18 protein-coding genes are annotated in these 22,044 nt (G+C 31.5%); 5 read left to right on the forward strand and 13 right to left on the reverse strand.

Annotation, left to right across the window (positions count from 1 at the left end; all coding sequences use genetic code 11):
* The 3 genes from rimK to WAO74_RS06130 form a co-directional block, all read right to left on the reverse strand.
* Entirely contained in the window at positions 1 to 879 is an 879-nt protein-coding gene (rimK, locus tag WAO74_RS06120) for a 30S ribosomal protein S6--L-glutamate ligase (RefSeq protein ID WP_422160425.1), read from the reverse strand.
* Between the two features lie 362 nt (positions 880 to 1,241).
* Positions 1,242 to 3,737 carry an ABC transporter permease gene (locus WAO74_RS06125; RefSeq protein ID WP_422160537.1) on the reverse strand — a complete coding sequence of 832 codons (2,496 nt, stop codon included), beginning with the start codon at positions 3,735 to 3,737 and terminating at the stop codon, positions 1,242 to 1,244.
* A 41-nt stretch (positions 3,738 to 3,778) separates the two neighbouring features.
* On the reverse strand, positions 3,779 to 4,471 hold the full coding sequence (locus WAO74_RS06130; RefSeq protein ID WP_422160427.1) for an ABC transporter ATP-binding protein: 693 nt from the start codon (positions 4,469 to 4,471) through the stop codon (positions 3,779 to 3,781).
* Positions 4,472 to 4,585: 114 nt separating this feature from the next.
* Between WAO74_RS06130 and WAO74_RS06135 the strand changes: the two genes are divergently transcribed.
* Positions 4,586 to 5,239 (forward strand): arylesterase, encoded by a 654-nt coding sequence (locus WAO74_RS06135; RefSeq protein WP_422160429.1) that lies wholly within the window; start codon positions 4,586 to 4,588, stop codon positions 5,237 to 5,239.
* Between the two features lie 528 nt (positions 5,240 to 5,767).
* Here the strand turns inward: WAO74_RS06135 and WAO74_RS06140 are convergent.
* The 4 genes from WAO74_RS06140 to WAO74_RS06155 form a co-directional block, all read right to left on the reverse strand.
* The gene (locus WAO74_RS06140; RefSeq protein WP_422160430.1) at positions 5,768 to 6,796 is read right to left on the reverse strand and encodes an agmatine deiminase family protein; all 1,029 of its coding nucleotides are present in this window, start codon (positions 6,794 to 6,796) and stop codon (positions 5,768 to 5,770) included.
* 1 nt (position 6,797) lies between these two features.
* Entirely contained in the window at positions 6,798 to 7,679 is an 882-nt protein-coding gene (locus WAO74_RS06145; protein WP_422160432.1) for a carbon-nitrogen hydrolase, read from the reverse strand.
* A gap of 80 nt (positions 7,680 to 7,759) precedes the next feature.
* Complete coding sequence (locus tag WAO74_RS06150) at positions 7,760 to 8,710, reverse strand: alpha-E domain-containing protein (protein ID WP_422160434.1); 951 nt, start codon at positions 8,708 to 8,710, stop codon at positions 7,760 to 7,762.
* 9 nt (positions 8,711 to 8,719) lie between these two features.
* The gene (locus tag WAO74_RS06155; RefSeq protein ID WP_422160435.1) at positions 8,720 to 10,186 is read right to left on the reverse strand and encodes a circularly permuted type 2 ATP-grasp protein; all 1,467 of its coding nucleotides are present in this window, start codon (positions 10,184 to 10,186) and stop codon (positions 8,720 to 8,722) included.
* Positions 10,187 to 10,431: 245 nt separating this feature from the next.
* Between WAO74_RS06155 and WAO74_RS06160 the strand changes: the two genes are divergently transcribed.
* Genes WAO74_RS06160 through WAO74_RS06170 form a run of 3 tightly spaced genes read left to right on the forward strand, consistent with a single transcriptional unit; the run spans position 10,432 to position 17,298 of the window.
* Positions 10,432 to 13,791 (forward strand): DUF2126 domain-containing protein, encoded by a 3,360-nt coding sequence (locus tag WAO74_RS06160; RefSeq protein WP_422160437.1) that lies wholly within the window; start codon positions 10,432 to 10,434, stop codon positions 13,789 to 13,791.
* 11 nt (positions 13,792 to 13,802) lie between these two features.
* Positions 13,803 to 16,364 carry a circularly permuted type 2 ATP-grasp protein gene (locus tag WAO74_RS06165; RefSeq protein ID WP_422160439.1) on the forward strand — a complete coding sequence of 854 codons (2,562 nt, stop codon included), beginning with the start codon at positions 13,803 to 13,805 and terminating at the stop codon, positions 16,362 to 16,364.
* A 1-nt stretch (position 16,365) separates the two neighbouring features.
* Positions 16,366 to 17,298 (forward strand): transglutaminase family protein, encoded by a 933-nt coding sequence (locus WAO74_RS06170; RefSeq protein ID WP_422160441.1) that lies wholly within the window; start codon positions 16,366 to 16,368, stop codon positions 17,296 to 17,298.
* Between the two features lie 71 nt (positions 17,299 to 17,369).
* On the opposite strand, the gene WAO74_RS06175 is transcribed toward WAO74_RS06170, so the two are convergent.
* On the reverse strand, positions 17,370 to 17,576 hold the full coding sequence (locus WAO74_RS06175) for a hypothetical protein (protein WP_422160443.1): 207 nt from the start codon (positions 17,574 to 17,576) through the stop codon (positions 17,370 to 17,372).
* Positions 17,577 to 17,670: 94 nt separating this feature from the next.
* Complete coding sequence (locus tag WAO74_RS06180) at positions 17,671 to 18,558, reverse strand: EamA family transporter (RefSeq protein WP_422160444.1); 888 nt, start codon at positions 18,556 to 18,558, stop codon at positions 17,671 to 17,673.
* A gap of 106 nt (positions 18,559 to 18,664) precedes the next feature.
* On the opposite strand from WAO74_RS06180, the gene WAO74_RS06185 reads away from it, so the two are divergent.
* Entirely contained in the window at positions 18,665 to 19,285 is a 621-nt protein-coding gene (locus WAO74_RS06185; RefSeq protein WP_422160446.1) for a TMEM175 family protein, read from the forward strand.
* Positions 19,286 to 19,464: 179 nt separating this feature from the next.
* Here WAO74_RS06185 and WAO74_RS06190 read toward each other — a convergent pair whose 3' ends face one another.
* The 4 genes from WAO74_RS06190 to hisF all read right to left on the reverse strand — a co-directional run bounded on the left by WAO74_RS06190 (position 19,465) and on the right by hisF (position 22,035).
* On the reverse strand, positions 19,465 to 20,004 hold the full coding sequence (locus WAO74_RS06190) for a hypothetical protein (protein ID WP_422160447.1): 540 nt from the start codon (positions 20,002 to 20,004) through the stop codon (positions 19,465 to 19,467).
* Positions 20,005 to 20,202: 198 nt separating this feature from the next.
* Positions 20,203 to 20,802: a bifunctional phosphoribosyl-AMP cyclohydrolase/phosphoribosyl-ATP diphosphatase HisIE gene (gene hisIE, locus WAO74_RS06195; protein ID WP_422160448.1), complete on the reverse strand. Its 600-nt coding sequence runs from the start codon at positions 20,800 to 20,802 to the stop codon at positions 20,203 to 20,205.
* Positions 20,799 to 21,263, reverse strand: coding sequence for a GNAT family N-acetyltransferase (locus tag WAO74_RS06200; protein ID WP_422160450.1), 465 nt, complete (start codon positions 21,261 to 21,263; stop codon positions 20,799 to 20,801). The genes hisIE and WAO74_RS06200 overlap by 4 nt, the downstream gene beginning before the upstream one ends.
* A gap of 16 nt (positions 21,264 to 21,279) precedes the next feature.
* Positions 21,280 to 22,035 carry an imidazole glycerol phosphate synthase subunit HisF gene (hisF, locus tag WAO74_RS06205; protein WP_422160451.1) on the reverse strand — a complete coding sequence of 252 codons (756 nt, stop codon included), beginning with the start codon at positions 22,033 to 22,035 and terminating at the stop codon, positions 21,280 to 21,282.
* Between the last annotated feature and the right edge of the window lie 9 nt (positions 22,036 to 22,044).

A 22,044-nucleotide genomic window follows, 5' to 3' on the forward strand; every position in this document is an offset into this window, starting at 1 on the left:
TTAATGATCTGCATTTCTTTCTAAATACTTAATAATTTTTCCTGCAATGTCTTTGCCTGTAGCACTTTCTATGCCTTCTAAACCAGGAGAAGAATTTACTTCTAAAATTAACGGACCTCTTGCAGATTGCAACATGTCTACCCCAGCAATGCCTAATCCCATGGCTTTGGCTGCTTTTAATGCGGCATTTTCTTCTTCGTCTGTAAGTTCTACAATAGTTGCAGAACCTCCTCTGTGTAAATTAGATCTAAATTCTCCTTCTTTCCCTTGTCTTTTCATAGCACCCACAACAACTCCATCTACAATAAAAGCACGAAGGTCTGCACCTTTGGCTTCTTTTATAAATTCTTGCACAATAACACGAGCTTGCAAGCCATTAAATGCCTCTAAAATAGATTCAGCAGAATTTTTATTGTCTGCCAAAACTACGCCAAGACCTTGGGTGCCCTCTAAAAGTTTAATTACCAATGGCGCACCACCCACGTGACTGATTACAGTTTCTACATTTTTAGAGTAATTGCTAAAAACGGTTTTAGGAAGTCCTAAACCTGCTCTCGATAAAATTTGTAGACTTCTTAATTTGTCTCTCGATCTTACCAAGGCTTGCGATTCTGTAGTGGTAAAAATTTTCATCATTTCAAACTGACGCACTACAGCAGTGCCATAAAAGGTAACAGAAGCTCCAATTCGTGGTATTACACCATCTATATCTTTTAATTCTTCCCCTTTATAAATTACACTAGGTTTCTTTTTTTCGATCACCAAATCGCATTTGGTATGGTCGATCACCACCATTTCATGCCCTTTTTTTTTGCCTGCCTCTACTAATCGTTGTGTGGAATACAGATTTGGGTTTGCTGATAAAATTGCGAATTTCATTTATTAATTTAATTTTAATTTATTGCTAAGTTTTTAAAAAAGCTTGTTCGATACTAAAGCATTACCATACAAACCATTTGCTTTTGTCTTCTAAAGACTGTTTGTGTATTTATTTCTGTATAAAAGTGTTACAAATTAGTAACAACATCATTATTATATTTTAAAATTGAACCTGTTTTTGGATACTCTTTATTTCCAATTGGCTTATTCTATAGGCATTTAGCTTATAAAAAATCACTGCAACAAAAAAAAGTTCGAAATACATTTTATAATTTGGCAATAGTAGGTATAATAGTTTATAAAATACAACTATTTTTTTATTCAATGTATTTTTAATTATTTTAGGTCATCATTTTAGAAAATTACACTTCTTTCCTTAAAACTTCTAAAGGCGGACTTTGTAAAACGGATTTTAAATTGCTCAAGCCAATGAGAACTACCAAAAGGGTAATTGCTGGTAGAAAAACCAAAAACGGAATGGCTGAAGGAATAAAAGGTTCTTGAAACAACAAAGTGGCTAATAATTGTGCGCCTACTAAAGATAATAAGATGCCTGCTAAACTACCTAACAAACCTAAATATACATATTCCAAAGCCGTAATTTGCAGAATCTGTTTGCTTTTTGCCCCCAAAGTTCTTAACAACACACTTTCTTTAATGCGCTGGTATTTGCTATTTCTTACAGAACCAATCAACACAATAAAACCTGTAAGAATGCTAAAAAAGGCCATAAAATTAATAATCCAAGAGACTTTGTCTAAAATATCTTCTACAATGGTAAATACTTGGCGTAAATCTAAAATAGTAACATTTGGGAAGTTTTTTACCAAGTCTCTTTGCAAATCTGCAGAGCTTTCTTCATTGGGTGCAAATGTGGTAATTACATTAAATTGAGGCGCATTTTCTAAAACCCCTGCTGGAAATAGAATTAAAAAATTGACTTGCATGCTACTCCAATCTACTTTTCTGATGCTTCCAACACTTGTTTCCATGGCAACACCTTGAATGTTAAATACTACCTTGTCTCCTATTTTTAAATTGGCATCTCTGGCAATACTTTCTGAAATGGAAATAGGCACTGGTCTTATGCCTGCTTCAACTTTTCCAATCCACTCCCCTTCTAACAATTCTTCGGTTTCAGATAATTCACTTCTATAAGTTACTCGAAACTCACGATTCAACATCCATTTGCGCATTTTAATCGTGGTATCATTTCGAATTTCGTTCACCGTTTTTCCATGAATTTTCTCCATGCGCATGGTAATAATGGGGATGTTGTCTATCACTTCTAAACCTTTGCTTTTAAAATTTTCTACCAGTGCTTTTTCTTGGGTACTTTGCACATCCATTAAAATGATATTGGCATCTATCTTTTTATTTTCTATGGATGTTTTTGAGAGTAAAATATCTTTGGTAAAATACAGAGTACTAATTAAAAAAGTACCCAAACCAATAGCCAACACCAACACCATAGTTTGATTGTTTGGGCGAAATAAATTAGATAAACTTTGTCTGCTTGTAAAGCCCCAAGAAGTTGGAAAAAACTTTTTAATTAGTTTAATAAATAAACTTGCAACACCTGCCATAATTGCAAACGTGATGAAAATTCCGATGGTAAAAACGATGCCATTTGTAGCACTTTTTAAAATCCAAAAAGAGAATAAAAAGATAAACAATACAATTGTAATGCCTACCCATATTCTCGCTTTTCGCGGTTTTTGCAAGTTTTCTTCTTGTCCTCTTAATACTTCTAATGGTGATACATACCAAGTGCCTAACAAAGGCAATAATGCAAACAACACAGACATTAAAACGCCTAATACAATCCCCATAAAAATAGGTGAAAAAGATATGGAGACATCTACAGTAAAAGGTAAAAACTCTTGTAAAATATATGGAAACGCAAATTGCAAGCCAGTACCAATGGCAGCACCAATAATGCCTCCTAACAAACCAATGCCTATAATTTGAATTAAATAAATTAAAAACGATTGTTTTCTAGAAGCACCCAAACATTTTAAAACGGCCACGTTTTTTAATTTCTCTTTAATGTAAATATGCACAGAACTCGCAATACCAATACACCCTAATAATAGCGCAATAAAAGCCACTAAATTTAAAAAGCGACCCACATTGTCATAACGTCTTCCTAAATTCCTACTGGTGCTTGTATGGGTATCTAAATCTGCATTTTCATCATCTAAAATAGGATCTATTTTTGTTTCTAACAATTCCAAATCCATTTCTGGAGCTTCGAAGAAATATTGATATTCGGTTCTACTACCCAATTGTAATAATTCCGTTTTTTCTAAATATTGATAAGGAATTAAAACAGTAGGTGCTACTGAAGATGCAATTGCTGTGCTTCCAGGAATCGATTTTAATGCACCAATGATCGGAAAAGTTACTTTACCCAACTTGATAGAATCTCCTACAGCTAAATTAAATTGTAATAACAACGTAGCATCTACCAAAGCGCCACCTAAAGCTTGATAGCTTCTTCCTGCATTTTTGGGTGCTGTTGTTAAATTACCATAAAAAGGAAAATTACCTTCTAAAGCTCTTACTTTTACTAGTTTTGTGCTTCCGTTTTTTGGGAAAGCAGCCATGGAAACAAAGTTTACTTCAGAGGCATTTGGCCCTAAAGAATCGATTATTTTCTGTACTTTTTCTGAGGGTATTTTTCGACTATCGATGATAAAGTCTGCACCCATTAAAGATTTCGATTGCTTTTGGATGTTCTGCTTTAAATTATTGCTAAACAATTGAATAGAAACCACAGCAGCAATGCCTAAAATAATAGATGCCATAAAAAGTAAGAGTCTAGACAGACTTGCTTTTCCATCTCTCCAAGCCATTTTTAAAAGCCAATTAAAACCTGCTTTGTTTTGTAAGTTCCTCATGAAATTAGGGCTGTTTTTTCGTTAGAAACAACCTTCCCTCCTTTTAATCTTAAAATTTGTTGGGTTCTGTTTGCCAACTCTAAATCGTGGGTAATAATTATTAAAGTAGTACCTGCTTCTTTGTTCAATTCGAAAAGCAATTGAATTACTTTTTCGCCTGTTTCTTCGTCTAAATTTCCTGTAGGTTCATCTGCAAATAAAATGGAAGGTCTGTTCGAAAATGCTCTAGCCAAAGCCACTCTTTGTTGCTCACCACCAGACAATTGGGTTGGATAATGATGCAAACGATCTGCCAAACCCACTTTAGTTAATAACTCAATGCCGAATTTTGCAGCATTTTTATCGCCTTGCAATTCTAAAGGAACAATTACATTCTCTAGGGCTGTTAAGGTGGGTAACAATTGAAAATTCTGAAAGATAAAACCTACTTCTTTATTTCGTAATTCAGCACGTTTGTCTTCATTTAAATCTTGTAAAGATGTGCCACATAATTCAATAGTCCCTTTTGTAGGGTAATCTAAACCTGCGCACAAACCCAAAAGTGTTGTTTTTCCACTTCCAGAAGGACCCACTATAGAAAAAATACTTCCTTTTTCTACTTCAAAAGAAATGTTGCTAATTACTGTTAATTGTTTAGAACCACTGGTATAAGTTTTCTCTAAATCATTAATCTTTAATATCTTTGACATTCAATTTTATTTAATTTTTACTAAAATACGCTAATGTTGAAAAATACTCATTTAACAAAGAATATCTGCAATCAAACTCGAACAATTTTCTTAAAATTATGTTATTTTTCGCTATTGATTATTTTAATCTCTTGCAAAGGTGATGCTCCTAAAAAGGAAAATGCCACGATTGTACAAGATGCTATAGAAGTTGATTCTTCGCAGAAAACAAAAGTAAAAAGGATTGTTTTTTTTGGTGATAGTTTAACTGCAGGTTATGGTTTAGAGGATGTTGAAAATGCGTTTCCAGGATTGATACAAGATAAAATTGACAGTTTGCAATTAAATTATAGGGTTGTAAATTCTGGAATAAGTGGAGAAACCACTGCTGGAGGTAAAAATAGAATTGATTGGGTTTTAAATGAACAACCAGACATTTTTGTTTTAGAATTGGGAGCCAATGATGGTTTACGAGGCGTCAATTTATCAGCCACCAAAAGCAACTTGCAATTTATAATTAATGCTGTTCAAAAGAAATACCCAGACACAAAAATTGTTTTGGCAGGCATGCAAATTCCACCTAATATGGGTCAAGAGTATACTGCTGAATTCAAAAATATTTTTCCTGATTTGGCAGAAAAAAATGCCATTGTATTGGTTCCTTTTTTATTAGAAAATGTGGGTGGCATTGCCAATTTAAACCAGTCTGATGGGATTCATCCTACCAAAGAAGGGCATATAATATTGGCTAAAAATGTTTGGGAGGTTTTAGGGCCTATTATTCAATAACAATTAGAAGAATCTGAGTTTTCAGATAGTTTTTGATACTTTTTGTAACATCGAGTGATTTTGATGGTACATCAAAATTGTATCGAGATGTTTTAATTATAATTTGTTTTAATAAACGGTTCTCGATACAATTCCTCATTCTTCGGAATCACTCGAACTGACATTTTGGAGTGTTTTTACAATTATAATAAAACTTAACTGTTTGTCACATCGAGTAATTTTGATGGTACATCAAAATTGTATCGAGATGTCACCAAAATTGTATCGAGATGTTTTATTGAGATGTTGTAATAACCGGTTCTCGATACACTTCCGATAAAAAAATCGGAAGCACTCGAACTGACACACGCTTGTCACATCGAGTGATTTTGGTTAAACCTAACGATGTCACATCGAGTGATTTTGATGGCACATCAAAATTGTATCGAGATGTTTTAATTATAATTTGTTTTAATAAACGGTTCTCGATACAATTCCTCATTCTTCGGAATCACTCGAACTGACAAAAAAGTATTAAAAAATCTTAATTTATTCAGGAATTTGCTGACTTAAACAATGTAAGGTTCCAAAACCCCAAATTAAATCGATCGCAGAAATTCCAATAACTTCTCTATTGGGAAAACATTTTGCCAAACTATTTAAAGCAAGACTGTCATTTACATCATTAAAAGTTGGCACCAAAACATACTTATTTAAAATAAGAAAATTAGCATAACTGGCAGGTAGATTCACACCATCAAACTCAATTTTTTTAGGCATTGGTAAACTAATAATCCTTGGGCTTTTACCATCTTCTAAAACCGCATTTTCTAAAATAGTTAAATTCTCTTGAAGTGGTTTGTAATTCGGACTATTTTCATCATTTTCTACCACAGTTACAATGGTGTTTTCGTTAGTAAATCTGCATAAATCATCTATATGTCCATGGGTATCATCCCCTATAATTCCATCTTTTAACCAAATTACATTGGTAACTCCGAAATATTCTTTAAAAATAGCCTCGTAATCTGCTTTGGTATAATTTTTATTTCTTACCTGAATTTTTGGATCTAACAAACACTCTTCTGTAGTTAGCAAAGTTCCTTTGCCATTTACTTCTAAAGCACCCCCTTCTAAAACCACAGGTTTTCCTTTATACATTACTTGTGTTAAAGGAATTTTTAAAAATTTTGATACGGTTTCTGGAACTAATTTATCTTGTTGATAATTTTTATATTTCGCCCAGCCATTAAAGTTAAAATTTAGTGCTTCATTCTGTCCATTATTTTTTACAATAATAGGTCCTGAATCTCTCATCCAACTTCTGTTGGTTTTCTGTCTAATAAAGGCTATTTTAGAAAGATCTACATGTGCTAAAGAAAGCATCCCAGAAACTTTAGTCTCTAAATTTTGAGAAGCCACCACTAAAAAAACTTTTTCGTAGGTACTAATTTTTTTAATAAAATCTACAAAAGCCCATTGAATGGCTTCATATTTTCCTGGCCAATCATTGCCATTGTGAGGGAAACACAACAAAATACCTTCTTGTTTTTCCCATTCTGCTGGAAATCTTCTCATGTTAATCTATTGCTCTTTTTGTAAGTTCACCAAAGGCATCTATTCTTCGATCTCTAAAAAACGGCCAATTTTGGCGTACATTTTCTTGCAAATCTAAATCTACTTCTGCTATTAAAATTTCTTCTTTGTCATGCGAAGCTTGTGCAAGTATTTCTCCTTGAGGACCTGCTATAAAAGAGGCTCCCCAGAACTGAATTCCTGCAGTGTTTGGGATGTATTGCTCTAAGCCAATTCTGTTTGCAGCAGCTACATACACGCCATTGGCAACTGCATGTCCTTTCATTACATTCATCCAAGCACCATATTGGTTTGCACCAAATTCTTCTTTCTCTTGAGGATGCCAACCAATTGCAGTTGGGTAAAATAAAACATCTGCACCTTTTAAAGCGGTTATTCTTGCAGCTTCTGGATACCATTGATCCCAACATATTAGGGTACCAATATTTCCTTTTTTTGTTTTGTTGTTTTTAAAACCTAAATCTCCAGGTGTAAAGTAGAATTTTTCGTAAAAATGAGGATCATCTGGAATGTGCATTTTTCTGTACAAACCAGCTTCTGTGCCATCTGTATCTATAATATAAGCGCTGTTATGATAGATGCCAGACATTCTTTTTTCGAAGAAAGGCACAATAATTACCACACCTAATTCTTTTGCCAATTCACTAAACGCAATAAAAGAAGTACTATATAAGGGCTCTGCCATTGCAAAATTGGCAACATCTTCGCTCTGACAAAAATAATGACTGCTGTATAATTCTGGAAGGCTAATTACCTCTGCCCCTTTTTCTGCTGCTTTGCGAACCCAAGCCAAACACTTTTTTAGGTTGTTTTCGGCAACATCATTTAAGTTTAATTGTACAACTGCTATTTTATATTTTCTCATTTTTTGTGTTCTAATTAAACATCAAAAATACTAAAATAATCAGTAATACTTACTTAAAAGAATATAAGTTGATGCTATTTTTAATACAGACTGAAGTAATCTTTATCCATTTTTTCACCTACTAAAGATAAATCGTCTACTAATTTTTCGATACAGGTTTTTATATCTCCTTGAACGTCTTCAATGGTTTTATATTGATGTTCATACTTTAATTTTCCAATTAAAAAAGCGGCGGAATGTTTGTGAGGAATTTCATCTTTGCACAAAAAGCCAATGTAATATTGAATGCTATTTAGTGAATTCATTATAGAACGTGGACAATCAGGATTTAGAATTAAGAAATCTAAAACAGTACGTGTTGAAGGAACTTTTCTGTAATATCTGCGCATCATATCATAAGATTCTACACATTTTAACAAGGTAGTCCATTCGTAACTGTCATCAACAGATACTCCAGAGTTTACTTCTTCTACAAGTGCATCATTGTATTTAGAGTTGATAATACGAATTACTTGATTTGCTCTTTCTATGTATATACCCAACATAATAATCGCATACACTTCATCATGCAATAGCGTTCCTCTAATTTTAGTTCTTAACGAAGCCACATTTGCTGTGATCATAGTTGTAAAATCGAACAAACCATCTTTTACAAACTTACTTGCAGGATAATTTTTAACGGTTCTATTTAATGTATTTATAGATTCGTATAATTCAGTTGAGATTAAATCTCGAGCTCCGTTTGCGTTTTGTTGCGCATTTTGTATCGATGATAAAATTGAGAATTGCTTTTCTGGATTTAAACCAATATCAAACAAAACTTTCTGTTCATCCAACTCTTTCATGTCTTTTAATTCCTCTTCATCTGCAACAAATAACATCGATCTTAAAACAAATTGTCTAGATTGAGATAATTCATTAGGTGCGTCTAATGATGAGAAATAATTCACATTCATATATCTTGCTATATGCTCTGAACGTTCTATATAACGTCCCATCCAAAATAAATTATTGGCTACTCTTGCTAACATAAAATTGTTTTATTTTTTTAATACCCAAGTATCTTTAGAACCACCACCTTGAGATGAGTTTACTACTAAATTTCCTCTTTTTAATGCAACTCTTGTTAAACCACCTTTTAATACGAAATCTTTGTCTTTACCCAATAAAGTAAAGGTTCTTAAATCTACGTGTCTTGGTTCAAAAGAATTTTCATCTTCTATATAAGTGGCGTGTGTAGAAAGCGACATAATTGGCTGTGCAATATACTTTCTTGGGCTTGCTTTTATTGTTTCTTTTACTTTTTCTATTTCTTCTTTGGTTAATTTATTTCCGATAGAAATTCCATAACCACCAGATTCATCAACAGGTTTTACAACTAATTTATCTACATTTTCTAAAACGTATTTTAATTCATCTGGTCTGCTACAATGATAGGTATGAACATTATTTAAAATAGGCTCTTCACCTAAATAATATTTGATAATTTGCGGCATATACGTATAAACAGCTTTGTCATCTGCAACTCCAGTTCCTGGTGCATTTACCAAGCAAACTTTACCTTTCATATAACATTTAAACAAACCAGGAACCCCTAATAAAGAATCTTTATTAAACTCTAAAGGATCTATAAAGGCGTCATCTACCCTTCTGTAAATAACATCTACCCTTTCTAGACCTTTAATGGTTTTCATGTACACAAAGTCGTTTTCGATAAACAAATCTCTACCTTCTACCAACTCTACTCCCATTTGTTTGGCTAAAAACGAATGTTCATAATACGCTGAATTGTAAACACCTGGTGTTAACACCACGCATTTTGGCATATCTACTCCTTTCGGTTTTACAGACTCTATAATTTCTAGTAAATTTTGTCCATAATCTGATACGTTGTAAGATTGATAATGATTAAAAACACCAAACAAAGTTCTTTTTAATGCTGCTCTATTGCCCACAACGTAACTTACGCCAGAAGGACATCGAATATTGTCTTCTAAAACATAATGATTCCCATCTGAATGTTTTATTAAATCTGTACCAGAAACGTGATTGTAAATTCCTCCAGGAGGATTAAAACCTTTCATCTGCTTTAAAAAATTAACAGAAGAATCTATTAAATCTATAGGAACAATTTTATCTTTTATTATTTTTTGATCGTGATATAAATCCCACAAAAAAAGATTTAAAGCCTTACTTCTTTGCAAAGCTCCCTTTTCAATTTTTGTCCATTCTTCATAACCAATAATTCTTGGAAACAAATCAAAAGGAAAAATCTTTTCTTTTGTTTCTTTATCTCCATAAACTTGAAATGTAATTCCCTGATTAAAAAAAGCGTCTTTTGCTTTATTATTAAGGTTTACAAAATCGTTTACAGAATATTCACTAAACAAATTAAATAAAGTCTCATATACTTGTCTTACTTCATTATTATTTGTAAAAATTTCATCGTAAAATCTAGAGTCGAATTCATAAGATGAAAAAATTGGTAAATTGGTAGGTGCTTTCAAATTGAGTACTTTTTTTGGTAAATTTAATAAAATTAAATATAATTAATAGCCATTATTTAGTAATAAAATTAAATTATTTTAGATGATTCGACAAAAAAGATACTTTTTTAGCATTAAAAGTTATTTTTTATTAAAAATTCAATAATGAGCAATAACTAAATTTAAAATTGTGATATTTGTAAAGTAAATTGTATCGATTTTATTATTTTCACCTACAATTAAATTTAAGTACTAAAAAAGCACTAATGGCATTAAAAATTGTAATTTCTCACAAAACTAAATATAAATACGATCGTTCTGTAAAACTTTCTCCTCATATTTTTAGATTAAGACCAGCACCTCACAGCAGAACTCCAATAGAATCTTATTCTTTAAAAATAAAACCAGAAAACCATTTTTTTAATTGGCAACAAGATCCTTTTGGAAATTATTTAGCACGTGTGGTTTTCCCTGATAAAACAACAGAGCTTTCTATTGATGTAGAAATTATAGCCGATTTAAAAACCATCAATCCGTTTGATTTTTTTGTGGAAGAAGCTGCAGAAGAATTTCCTTTTGAATATAATGAAACCACAAAAAAAGAATTGCTACCCTATTTAGAAATCACAGAAAAAGATGATTTATTAATGGATTTTGTCAAAACTATTGACATGACTCCAAGAAAAACCATTTATTTTTTGATTGATATCAATAGAAAAATTTACGAATATTTAAACTATAACATCAGAATGGAACCTGGTGTGCAAACCTGTGAAGAAACATTGAGTCAAAAAAATGGTTCTTGTAGAGATTACGCATGGTTGTTTGTGCAAACCTTGCGTCATTTAGGTTTTGGAGCACGTTTTGTTTCGGGATATTTAGTACAATTAAAGTCTGATGAACAATCTTTGGATGGGCCTTCTGGGCCTGCAGAAGATTTTACAGATTTACATGCTTGGGCAGAAGTATATATTCCTGGTGCAGGTTGGATTGGCTTTGACTCCACTTCTGGTTTATTAGCAGGTGAAGGTCACATTCCATTAGCATGTACACCTTCTTTTGAAAGTGCTGCTCCTGTTTTTGGACTTTCTGATGTTTGTGAAACTGAATTTGAATTCGAGAATTCTGTAACACGAATTTTAGAATCGCCAAGAGTTACCAAACCTTATACAGAAGAGCAATGGAAAGCCATTGATAAACTAGGGAACAAAGTTGAAAAGGAACTTCAAAAAAACGATGTTCGTTTAACTATGGGTGGTGAACCTACTTTTGTTTCTATAGATGATATGGAATCTGCTCAATGGAATACAGCAGCAGATGGAGAACACAAAAGAAAATTGGCAGATGATTTATCGAAACGATTTTTAGAAAAGTTTTCTGAAGGTGGATTTTTACATCATGCACAAGGAAAATGGTATCCAGGAGAACCACTTCCAAGATGGTCTACAGAATTGTGTTGGCGAAAAGATGGAAGAAAAATATGGTTTAATCCAGATTTATTAGCTGCTTTGGCACCTCCAACTACCATTCCAGAAAATGCTGATATTTTATTTTTAGAAAAATTAACTAACTATTTGGGTGTTCATCCAAACCACATAAAACCTACTTACGAAGATGCTTTTTTGTTTTTGTATGAGCAAGGTAATATGCCTATTGATTACAATCCTGCTTTAGATAAGGACAGCTCTTTGGCTGAAAAGAAAATAGCAGAAATATTAGAAAACGGAACTTCTAAAGCTGTTGGTTATGTATTGCCTTTAAATAAGACCCAAGATAAATGGTTTAGTAGTGAGTGGACCTTTAGAAGAAATCATATTTATTTAACTCCAGGAAACTCCCCTATAGGTTTGCGTTTGCCTTTAAATTCTTTGCAATCAAAACCTGAGCACGAGATGTTTCCTATTTACGAACCCGATTTATTTTCTAAAAAGAAGCGTTTGCCAAGTTTTAGACAACTAGTTTCTAAAAGACATGAAGACTTTTTACAAAATGGGACACCAACAAATATGCCTAATTACTTTGTAAGAACCGCAATTTGTTCTGAGGTAAGAAATGGAAAATTACATTTGTTTTTACCTCCATTAGAAGATGTTGCTTACTATTTAGATTTGCTAGCCTCTATAGAAGCCACAGCCAAAGAATTAGAAATACCTGTTATTTTAGAAGGTTATGGAGCACCACATGATAATAGAATAGAATCTATGAAAATAACTCCAGATCCAGGAGTTATCGAGGTTAATGTACATCCTTCTCATAATTGGAAACAGTTAAAAAACACCACTTTTACCATTTATGAAGAAGCTAAAAAATCGAGATTAGGTACAGAAAAGTTCATGCTCGATGGTAAACATACAGGAACTGGAGGTGGAAACCACGTTACGTTAGGTGGTATTTCTCCAAAAGATAGCCCGCTGTTACGCAAACCAAGTTTACTAAGAAGTTTATTGACGTTTTGGCAACATCATCCTGGATTATCTTATTTATTCTCTGGCTCTTTTATTGGCCCAACAAGTCAAGCCCCAAGAGTTGATGAAGCAAGACATGATAGTTTGTATGAATTAGAAATTGCGTTTAGCCAAATTCCTAAAGATGGCGATGTTCCTTTTTGGTTAACAGACAGATTATTTCGTCATCTGTTAACAGACTTAACAGGAAACACGCACAGAGCAGAGTTTTGTATCGATAAATTATACTCGCCAGATTCATCTACAGGAAGATTAGGAATTTTAGAATTAAGAGGATTTGATATGCCACCTCACGCACAAATGAGTTTGATGCAAAATTTATTGGTAAGAACTTTAGTTTCTTGGTTTTGGAAAAAACCTTACGAACATAATTTAGTAAGATGGGGTACAGAATTACACGATAAATTTTTAATAGAACATTTTGTTAGAGAAGATATTAAAGATATTGTGAGTCAATTGAATAAGGCTGGTTATAAGTTTAAAGAAGATTGGTTTGATCCGTTTTTTGAATTCCGTTTTCCTTTATATGGTATGGTCGATATTAACAATATTCATTTAGAATTGCGCGCAGGAATTGAACCTTGGAATGTTTTAGGTGAAGAAATGACAGGTGGTGGAACTGCAAGATATGTAGATTCTTCTTTAGAAAGATTGCAAGTAAAAGTTTCGAATTTTACCAATGAAAGATATGTTCTTACTTGTAATGGCGTAAAAGTTCAATTAAGAAGTACAGGCACTCATGGAGAATATGTGGCTGGAGTTCGTTACAAAGCATGGAACCCATATTCTGCTTTACATCCAACAATTGGTGTAGATACACCTCTTACTTTTGATATTGTAGATACTTGGAATAAACGTTCTATTGGAGGCTGTACTTATTTTGTGGCACATCCAGGAGGAAGATCTTATGAAACCTATCCTGTTAATAGTTTTGAAGCAGAATCTCGAAGAATTAATCGATTTTGGGATTTTGGACATACACAAGGAGAAGTTACATCTGAAGAAAATGAAGAAGAAAATAATGAAAATGACCTAGTTTCTGCGAATGGTGAAAGTGTAAAAAGAACGATAGAAAAACAAGAAAGTTCAAAAAAATTCAGTTTTAAAGAAGTTCGAGTGAACCCAGAATATCCAAATACATTAGATTTGCGCCTTAAATAATTAGCCCTTTCATGGAAATAGCTGTTGCTACACTTTTTGATGCATATTTTAAAGATTTTGAAAACTATGATGAGGTTTTAAAATCGAACATGAAAATTAATCCTAATTGGGAAAAATTACTTCATAATTTTTCTCAACTTGGCATCAAAGAACTATCAAAAAAACAAGAAAATTTAAACTGGTTACTCTCAGAAAATGGTGTAACCTATAATGTTTATAACGATCCTAATGGTTTGCAAAGACCTTGGAACTTAAATATAATTCCGTTTGTTTTAGATAATAATGAATGGAAAACTTTAGAAAAAGGTTTGCAACAACGTGCAGAAGTTTTAAATTTTGTTTTAAAAGATATTTATGGTAAACGAGAGTTGATAAAAAACGGAATTGTTCCTCACGAAATTATCTTTGCACATCGCGGTTTTTTAAGACCTTGCCACCAAATACACTATAAAACTTCGAAACAGTTATTGATACATTCTGCAGATTTGGCAAGAGGTCCAGATGGAAGAATGTGGGTTGTAAACGATAGAACAGAAGCGCCTTCTGGAATGGGATATGCTTTAGAAAACAGATCTTCTATGAGAGATGTTGTTCCAGATTTTTTTAATCAAATAAACGTTAAACAACCTTTTGGCTTTTTTAAAGATTTTAATCAGCTATTAATAAATGCTGCTCCAAATCATAAAGAAAATCCAACCATTGTAATTTTAACTCCAGGACCACATAACGAAACTTATTTTGAGCATAGTTACCTATCTTCGTTTCTAGGTTATCCTTTGGTAAAAGGGAATGATTTAGTAGTGAGAAACAGCAAAGTTTGGATTAAAACTTTAAAAGGATTAATTCAAGTGGATGTAATTTACAGACGTGTAGATGATGTTTTTACAGATCCTTTAGAATTTAGAGGAGATTCTTACTTAGGCGTTGCTGGTTTGTTAGACGTTGTTAGACAGCAAAATGTAGCAATTATGAATCCTATTGGAAGTGGTGTTTTAGAAAACCCAGGATTAATTCCGTTTATGAATTCTATTTGCAAATACTTTTTAAAAGAAGATTTACTATTACCACAAATAGCTTCTTGGTGGTGTGGACAAGAAAAAGAACGCAAACACGTTTTAGAAAATTTAAAAAACTTTGTTGTAAAGCCAATAGATGTTACAGACAGAAAACATATTTATTTTTGTGAATTTTTAAATAAAGAGGAATTAGCTGCTTTAAAAAATGAAATTTTAGCAAAACCATATCGTTTTGTAGCTCAAGAAAAAATATCTTTTTCTACTGCACCAAATCTTACAAAAGAAAATTTCGAGCCAAGAAAAGTAATGTGTAGAACCTTTTCAGTGGCCAAAGAAAATGGATATAGTGTAATGCCTGGAGGCCTAGTTAGAGTTGCTGCAGAGAGAAAAGAATTGAGAGTATCTAACCAAAAAGGAGGTACAAGTAAAGATTTTTGGATTACAAATACAGAGGGTAAAATTTCTAAAAAACGACAAAGATATCATTGGCACCATTCTACGTCTAACAATATGGCTGGTATTGGTAATTTACCAAGTAACACAGCAGAAAATCTTTTTTGGTCTGGCAGATATTTAGCAAGAACCTTACTAACAGCACGTTATATTAGAATGGTTCTAAACCAAATGTCTAATACAGAATTAGACAAACGTGGTACTGATTTAGAAAGTTTGCATATTTTGTATCAATCTGTAACACATTTAACTTCAATTTTTCCTGGTTTTACTGGAGATCATAAAGCAGAAGCATTAAAAGATCCATTAAAAGAAATTGCCATTGTTCTTTTTGATGATACTAAAATTGGCAGTTTGGCACATTCTTTAAAATCGTTTAACAACTCTTATTATACATTAAGAAACTTATGGTCTAAAGACATGTGGCGTGTTTATGATATGCTTCAGAAAATTTGGAAAGATTTTGATAAAAAAGATCATAAAGACATTAAAAAAATTCTTAATTTATTAGATACAGTAATTACAAAATTGATTGCATTTATTGGTTTGATAGAAGAAAGTATTTTGGTAGATCAAGGTCTGTTACTTTATTTTATAGGCTTGCAAATGGAGCAATCTATTATGTGTATAGATAAATCAAGAGCCTTATTAGCAATAAGTTATGATGAAGATATTGAGTATGAAATTCTAGAATCTTTATTAAATAGCCATGAAAGTTTAAATATATACAGATATAGTTTTAAATCTTTTCTAAATATTGAAAATGTGATAAGCTTAATTTTATTAGACGATTCATATTCTAGATCTTTAAAATATCAATTAAATAGAATTCGTAGAGATATTTTTAAATTACCAAGTAAAAATGAAGATTCGACTTTAACAGCAGCACAAGAAACTATATTAAAGGCTTGTAAAATGATAGAAAGTGTGAATGCAACTCAATTGACAAAAGTTAATAAAGACGATTGCACAAGAGCCAATTTAGAAAAACTATTATCTTCTTTAAGTGATTTAATACATGGAACTTCTATGTCTTTAACAGACACCTATTTCAATCATTCAGACCAGCAAATTCAGTTAGTTAATCAAAACTATTTTTCTTAAAGTGATTTTTTCAATAATACATACAACAAGCTATAAATATGATAATTACGTTACCTATTGTCATAACATTGCCATTTTAAAACCTAAAGATTTTTTAGGGCAAAAGCTTTTAGAATATCATCTAGAAATCACTCCAAAACCTTCAACTTTAAATGATAATTTAGATTTTTATGGAAATACTTCTACTAATTTTTCTATAGACAAGCAGCACAAAGAATTAATTGTTACTGCAAGAAGCAAAGTAGAAAGAATGTATGAACTGCAAAAAAACATTTTTGATTTTAAAGTTTCTAAAGAATTAACTTTAGAAGACGCTCTTAAAAGTTTAAATTCATTAGAATCTGATGTTATTGAAGCGAAACAATTTTTGTTAGATTCTGTTTTAATAAATAATATTTCTACTAATATTAGAGCGTATGCAAATGAATCTTTTAAACCAAAGCGTTCTGTTTTTGAGGCTGCTAATGAGTTAATGAAAAGAATTTTTACCGACTTTAAATTTGATACTCAATTTAGCACAATTGCAACACCCATTGAAGAGGTTATGAAAGCAAAGAAAGGTGTTTGCCAAGATTTTGCCCAGGTTGCAATCGCTTGTGTTAGATCTGTTGGTTTGCCTGCAAAATATGTAAGTGGTTATATAGAAACGCTACCTCCTCCAGGAAAAGAAAAGTTAGTGGGTACAGATGCTTCTCATGCATGGTTTTCTGTTTTTATACCCGGTTTTGGATGGGTAGATTTTGACCCAACAAACAATCAAATACCAAAAAACCAACATATTGTAATTTCTTATGGTAGAGATTATTATGATGTTCCACCTCTTAAAGGTGTTATTTATGGTTCTGGAAAAAGTGTAATGGATGTTTCTGTAGATATTAGATCTTATTCTTCTTCTCAAAATCAAGAACAAAGTCAAAGCCAAAAAATGATTTAAATAAAAAACGTTGTCTTACTTACTGTTTTACAGCAAGTTAAACAACATTTAATTACAAGTAAAGGAATTTTTTAAGCAGCAGCGTAATGATACTTCTTATTTTCCTTAATGTAACTTTTTAAAACACCTTTGCTGTTAAGCTGATCAATAATATTATACAAAGATAATATCAAAGTTACATTCTCAACTTTCTTTAAAATCTCAAAACTTGTAAGGTGTTCTTGTTGTACTACATTTAGTACAGACTGCTCAATAGCAGTAAGCGTAAGTTGTTCCATAGGGGTATGAATTAAATTATTTGGTAAATATAAATATTTTTTTTAACATTAGCAGAAATAATAAAAAAAGAATTTATTTTCAATATTTAATAAATTATTTTCTTTTTCTAGAAGTAATAAAATAAACCCCTGTAAGCAGAACAATAGAGGCAATCATGGATTGTGTTGTTAATTTTTCGTCTAAAAAATACCATCCCATAAAAATAGCGATAACAGGATTTACATAAGCAGATGTCGAAACTCTTTCTGTAGAAACATTTTTTAAAAGGTAATTAAAAGCAGTGAAGGCTATAATACCTCCGAAAACTACTAATAGGACCATAGATATTTGTACCTCACTGGTCCAATTTAATGGAGAAATCCAAGGTTCAAAAATACTTAAACTTGCTACAGCTAATACAAAACCAGCAACCAACATTTGGTATCCTGTTGTAACCATAAAGCTTTTGGGTAAATCTGCTTTAGATACAAAAACACTACCATAACTCCAGCTTAATACACAAGTGAGCATCATAAAAATACCTAATAAAGTATCTTCAGAAGTAATCAGTTCTTTTTGACTAACTAATAAATACATCCCAAACATTCCTAAAACAACGCCTATAATCGATTTTTTCTGAAAAGGTTTTCTATCTATCAATCTTAATAACAATAATACAAATAAAGGCTGTGTAGATGCTATTAGTGCTCCAAAACCACTATCAACATATTTTAATGCCCAAACAAAAACTCCATTGCCATAAATTAGAAAGAAAAAAGAGGCAATTATTGAATTCATAAACTGCTTTTTAGATATACGCAAAGGTTGTTTTAATAGGATTGCTAAAAAAATCATTAAAACACCAGCTACCGAAAAACGTATGGAGGCTAGAAAAAAAGGAGCCAATTGTGTAACTGCTACTTTATTAAATAAATAAGTAGAGCCCCAGATTACATAAATGCAAAAAAAGGACGCAATAATAATAAATTTTGAATTTTTCAAACCATTAAATTTTAGCTTGTCAAAAATACTATTAAATAAATTCTCCTCATTTTTTATTTAAATCAAACTTTAGAAATGTTTATATTTGATATTATTGATTTCATAAATGGAAAACGAAACTTTTGATAAAGCCAGGGTAATTAGCTTTAGTGACGCAGTTTTTTCGATAGCAATGACATTACTAGTTTTAGAAGTTGTAATACCAAGCTATAAGGAATTAGAAAGTGGAAATACATTAGAAATATTATCTAACAGAATTCCGAGTTTTATTGGCTTAGTAGTCAGTTTTTTGGTAACTGCTTTGTATTGGATTGCACATATGAGAATTACAAAGTACGCATCAACGATAAACAATAGAATTTTATGGTATAACATTGGCCTATTATTTTTTATAGTACTTCTCCCCTTTTCTACAGCGTTTTATGTAAAAGGTTTTAGTTATAAAGGCCCCTTTGCTTTTTACTGTTTTAACTTATCTGCCATTGGCTTTTTTAATTATCTACTAAATAGTTATATTCCTAAAAAAGAAAAAGGCCTTACAGGAATTACGCCTCTTTTAGAAAAATATTTTAAGTTAAGAGCATTGAATGCTTTTTTAATTTGGGCTATTGCAGGCTTTTTGGCTTTTTATTTGCCAATGACTGCAAGGTTTTTGTTTTTATTATTGTTTCTATTAGAGTTTATTTTGAAAAGATATTATCATAAAAAAATTAAAAAAGAAACGTGAGTTGAAAAAAAAAATAATTATGGTTGGAGCTTCTCATGTAATAGGTTTAGAGAAAGAATTGAAAGCGAAATACCCAAATTTAAAAGTAATTCTAATGAATGAGTTTTAAAGAATTATTTATAAATAAAAAAAGGAATTTGTTAGACAAATTCCTTTTTTTTAATTGTGCAAAAATTTAGTTACGATCTAATTTTAATTTTTGGATCTATAAGAAAGGGACCATATTCTGTTCCATTTCTTTTAATAATAACATATAAATCATACTTATAATCAATATCGCCAGTAGAACTTGTTTTTATAGCCTGTACATTAAACACGTCTATATCATAATTACCATCATAATAATCTGCTGGTTTCCCTGCAGGAACAGTAATTTTTAAATTTCCATCACTACTTATTAAAGTGTTTTCATCAATAATTACCTCTTCTCCATTATTATCTTTAAAAACAACATTATCATATATAAACTCATCTGAGGCTAGTAAACCTCCTGGTCTTCCAACCGATAATATACTATTTAATTCCAATGTAGATGTGTAAGTAGCTGCTGGCTGACCATTAAAAGTAACTAAACTGGTAATATCTGAACCTGGAGCAAGCAATATTGCTGCATTAACGTCAAAAGTTATATTAGGTGCTTCTATTAAAGGAGTTTCAGAGTCGCTACTACTGCAACTAAATAAAATAGCACTGAATAAAAGTATTGATAATTTTTTCATATTCTCATAATTTTAGTTTCAAATATAAAGAATATTGTAAGATTACAAATCTATTTTTTATAAAATTGATGTTTTAAATATTGTTTTGAAGAGTTTCTTTGCCTTGATAAAAGCTTAAATGACCAAACAAGCTAATTATTTGGTCACTTTAGATTTGGTAAACTCCTAACTATAGTTCAGTTCGAGCGCAGTCGAGAATTATTTCTGTCTTTTTATCAATTCTGCTTCAATATCTTTTAAGGTAAACCCTTTTGCTTTTAATAGCATTAAATAATGAAATAACAAATCTGCAGATTCATATAAAAACAACTCATCATTGTTATCCATTGCTTCAATAACTGTTTCTACAGCCTCCTCACCTACTTTCTGAGCTATTTTATTGATGCCTTTATCAAACAAACTTGCCACATAAGATTTTTGAGTGTCTTTATTGGCAACTCTTTCAGCAATAACGTTTTCTAAAGTTGATAAAAATCCAAAATTTGAATTATTTTCTTCTTCCCAACACGTATCAGTTCCTTTATGGCACGTTGGTCCTTTTGGATTTACTTGAATTAGTAAAGTATCATTATCACAATCTAATTTTATGTCGACTAAACTTAAAACATTTCCACTTTCCTCTCCTTTCGTCCACAAACGATTTTTAGTTCTGCTAAAAAACGTCACTAATTTGGTTTCTTTAGTTTTAGCAAAAGCTTCTTCGTTCATATAACCCAACATCAACACATTTTTTGTGGTTGCATCTTGAATAATTGCTGGCACTAAACCATCGTTATTTTTATTAAAATCTATATTCATGAGTTTAATTTTAATTCCATTTTTATATACGCAGTTATAAAGTGCGTATCTTTAATTTCTATGTGCTGAAAACCAAATTTTTTATACATAATTAGCGCATTTTGCAATTTACTACTCGATTCCAAAATTATGGTTTCCACTCCTTTTTCTTTGCACGCATCAATACAAATTTGCATTAACTTTCTGCCAATTCCTAAACCTTTATAACCATCTACAACAGCAAATTTTAAAATTTCGTAAGATGTTTTGTTGATGGGATTCAAACATATTGTTCCAATTATTGTATTATTTATTTGTGCTAATAATATGGTTGCTCCATTATCGATATATACATTCGGATTATCTAACAATTCATCATCTGCTTTTTCATACAATTCAAACTTTTGCAACCAATCTAAATTGATGTTTTTAAACTGTTTTTGATGTTTGTCTTCGTATGCTATAATTTCTAAATCTTCCATGTATACTATTTTGAAATTATATTCTTATAGGAATATTTTCTTTTTTTAAAGCTTCTTTTAATTCTAAAATCGGAATTTCTCCAAAATGAAAAACACTCGCTGCCAAAGCCGCATCAGATTTTCCGATTTTAAAAGTATCTACAAAATGTTGTACAGTTCCTGCTCCACCAGAAGCAATAATTGGTATATTTAATTCCGTTGATAATTTTGCCAAAGCTTCATTTGCAAAACCAGCTTTTGTACCATCATTATTCATAGAAGTAAACAAAATTTCTCCTGCTCCACGTTTTTCTACTTCTTTTGCCCAATCAAATAAATGCAATTCTGTTGGAATGGTTCCTCCTGCCAAATGTACAAACCATTCTCCATTTATTTGTTTTGCATCAATAGCAACCACAACACATTGACTTCCAAATTTTTCAGCCAACTCGTTAATTAATTCAGGTCTTTTAATTGCAGATGAATTGATAGAAACTTTATCTGCACCACAATGTAATAAATCATCTACATCTTCAATTGAGGATATTCCTCCTCCAACAGTAAATGGAATATTTACTTGTTCTGCAACTCGTAAAACCATATCATGCATTGTTTTTCTGCCTTCTAAAGTTGCAGAAATATCTAAAAACACTAATTCATCTGCACCTAAATCTGCATATTGTTTAGCCAAAACCACAGGATCTCCAGCATCAATTAAATTCACGAAATTCACACCTTTTACAGTTCTTCCGTTTTTAATATCTAAACAAGGTATTATTCTTTTTGTTAACATTTTGTTTTG

The organism is Polaribacter sp., from assembly GCF_049276715.1.
Taxonomy (GTDB): domain Bacteria; phylum Bacteroidota; class Bacteroidia; order Flavobacteriales; family Flavobacteriaceae; genus Polaribacter.

What these genes read in the sequence shown, in the direction of transcription:
- rimK (WP_422160425.1), bottom strand. Translation starts at nt 879, where the DNA reads ATGAAATTCGCAATTTTATCAGCAAACCCAAATCTGTATTCCACACAA.
- WAO74_RS06125 (WP_422160537.1), bottom strand. Translation starts at nt 3,737, where the DNA reads ATGGCTTGGAGAGATGGAAAAGCAAGTCTGTCTAGACTCTTACTTTTT.
- WAO74_RS06130 (WP_422160427.1), bottom strand. Translation starts at nt 4,471, where the DNA reads ATGTCAAAGATATTAAAGATTAATGATTTAGAGAAAACTTATACCAGT.
- WAO74_RS06140 (WP_422160430.1), bottom strand. Translation starts at nt 6,796, where the DNA reads ATGAGAAGATTTCCAGCAGAATGGGAAAAACAAGAAGGTATTTTGTTG.
- WAO74_RS06145 (WP_422160432.1), bottom strand. Translation starts at nt 7,679, where the DNA reads ATGAGAAAATATAAAATAGCAGTTGTACAATTAAACTTAAATGATGTT.
- WAO74_RS06150 (WP_422160434.1), bottom strand. Translation starts at nt 8,710, where the DNA reads ATGTTAGCAAGAGTAGCCAATAATTTATTTTGGATGGGACGTTATATA.
- WAO74_RS06160 (WP_422160437.1), top strand. Translation starts at nt 10,432, where the DNA reads ATGGCATTAAAAATTGTAATTTCTCACAAAACTAAATATAAATACGAT.
- WAO74_RS06165 (WP_422160439.1), top strand. Translation starts at nt 13,803, where the DNA reads ATGGAAATAGCTGTTGCTACACTTTTTGATGCATATTTTAAAGATTTT.
- WAO74_RS06175 (WP_422160443.1), bottom strand. Translation starts at nt 17,576, where the DNA reads ATGGAACAACTTACGCTTACTGCTATTGAGCAGTCTGTACTAAATGTA.
- WAO74_RS06185 (WP_422160446.1), top strand. Translation starts at nt 18,665, where the DNA reads ATGGAAAACGAAACTTTTGATAAAGCCAGGGTAATTAGCTTTAGTGAC.
- WAO74_RS06190 (WP_422160447.1), bottom strand. Translation starts at nt 20,004, where the DNA reads ATGAAAAAATTATCAATACTTTTATTCAGTGCTATTTTATTTAGTTGC.
- hisIE (WP_422160448.1), bottom strand. Translation starts at nt 20,802, where the DNA reads ATGAATATAGATTTTAATAAAAATAACGATGGTTTAGTGCCAGCAATT.
- WAO74_RS06200 (WP_422160450.1), bottom strand. Translation starts at nt 21,263, where the DNA reads ATGGAAGATTTAGAAATTATAGCATACGAAGACAAACATCAAAAACAG.
- hisF (WP_422160451.1), bottom strand. Translation starts at nt 22,035, where the DNA reads ATGTTAACAAAAAGAATAATACCTTGTTTAGATATTAAAAACGGAAGA.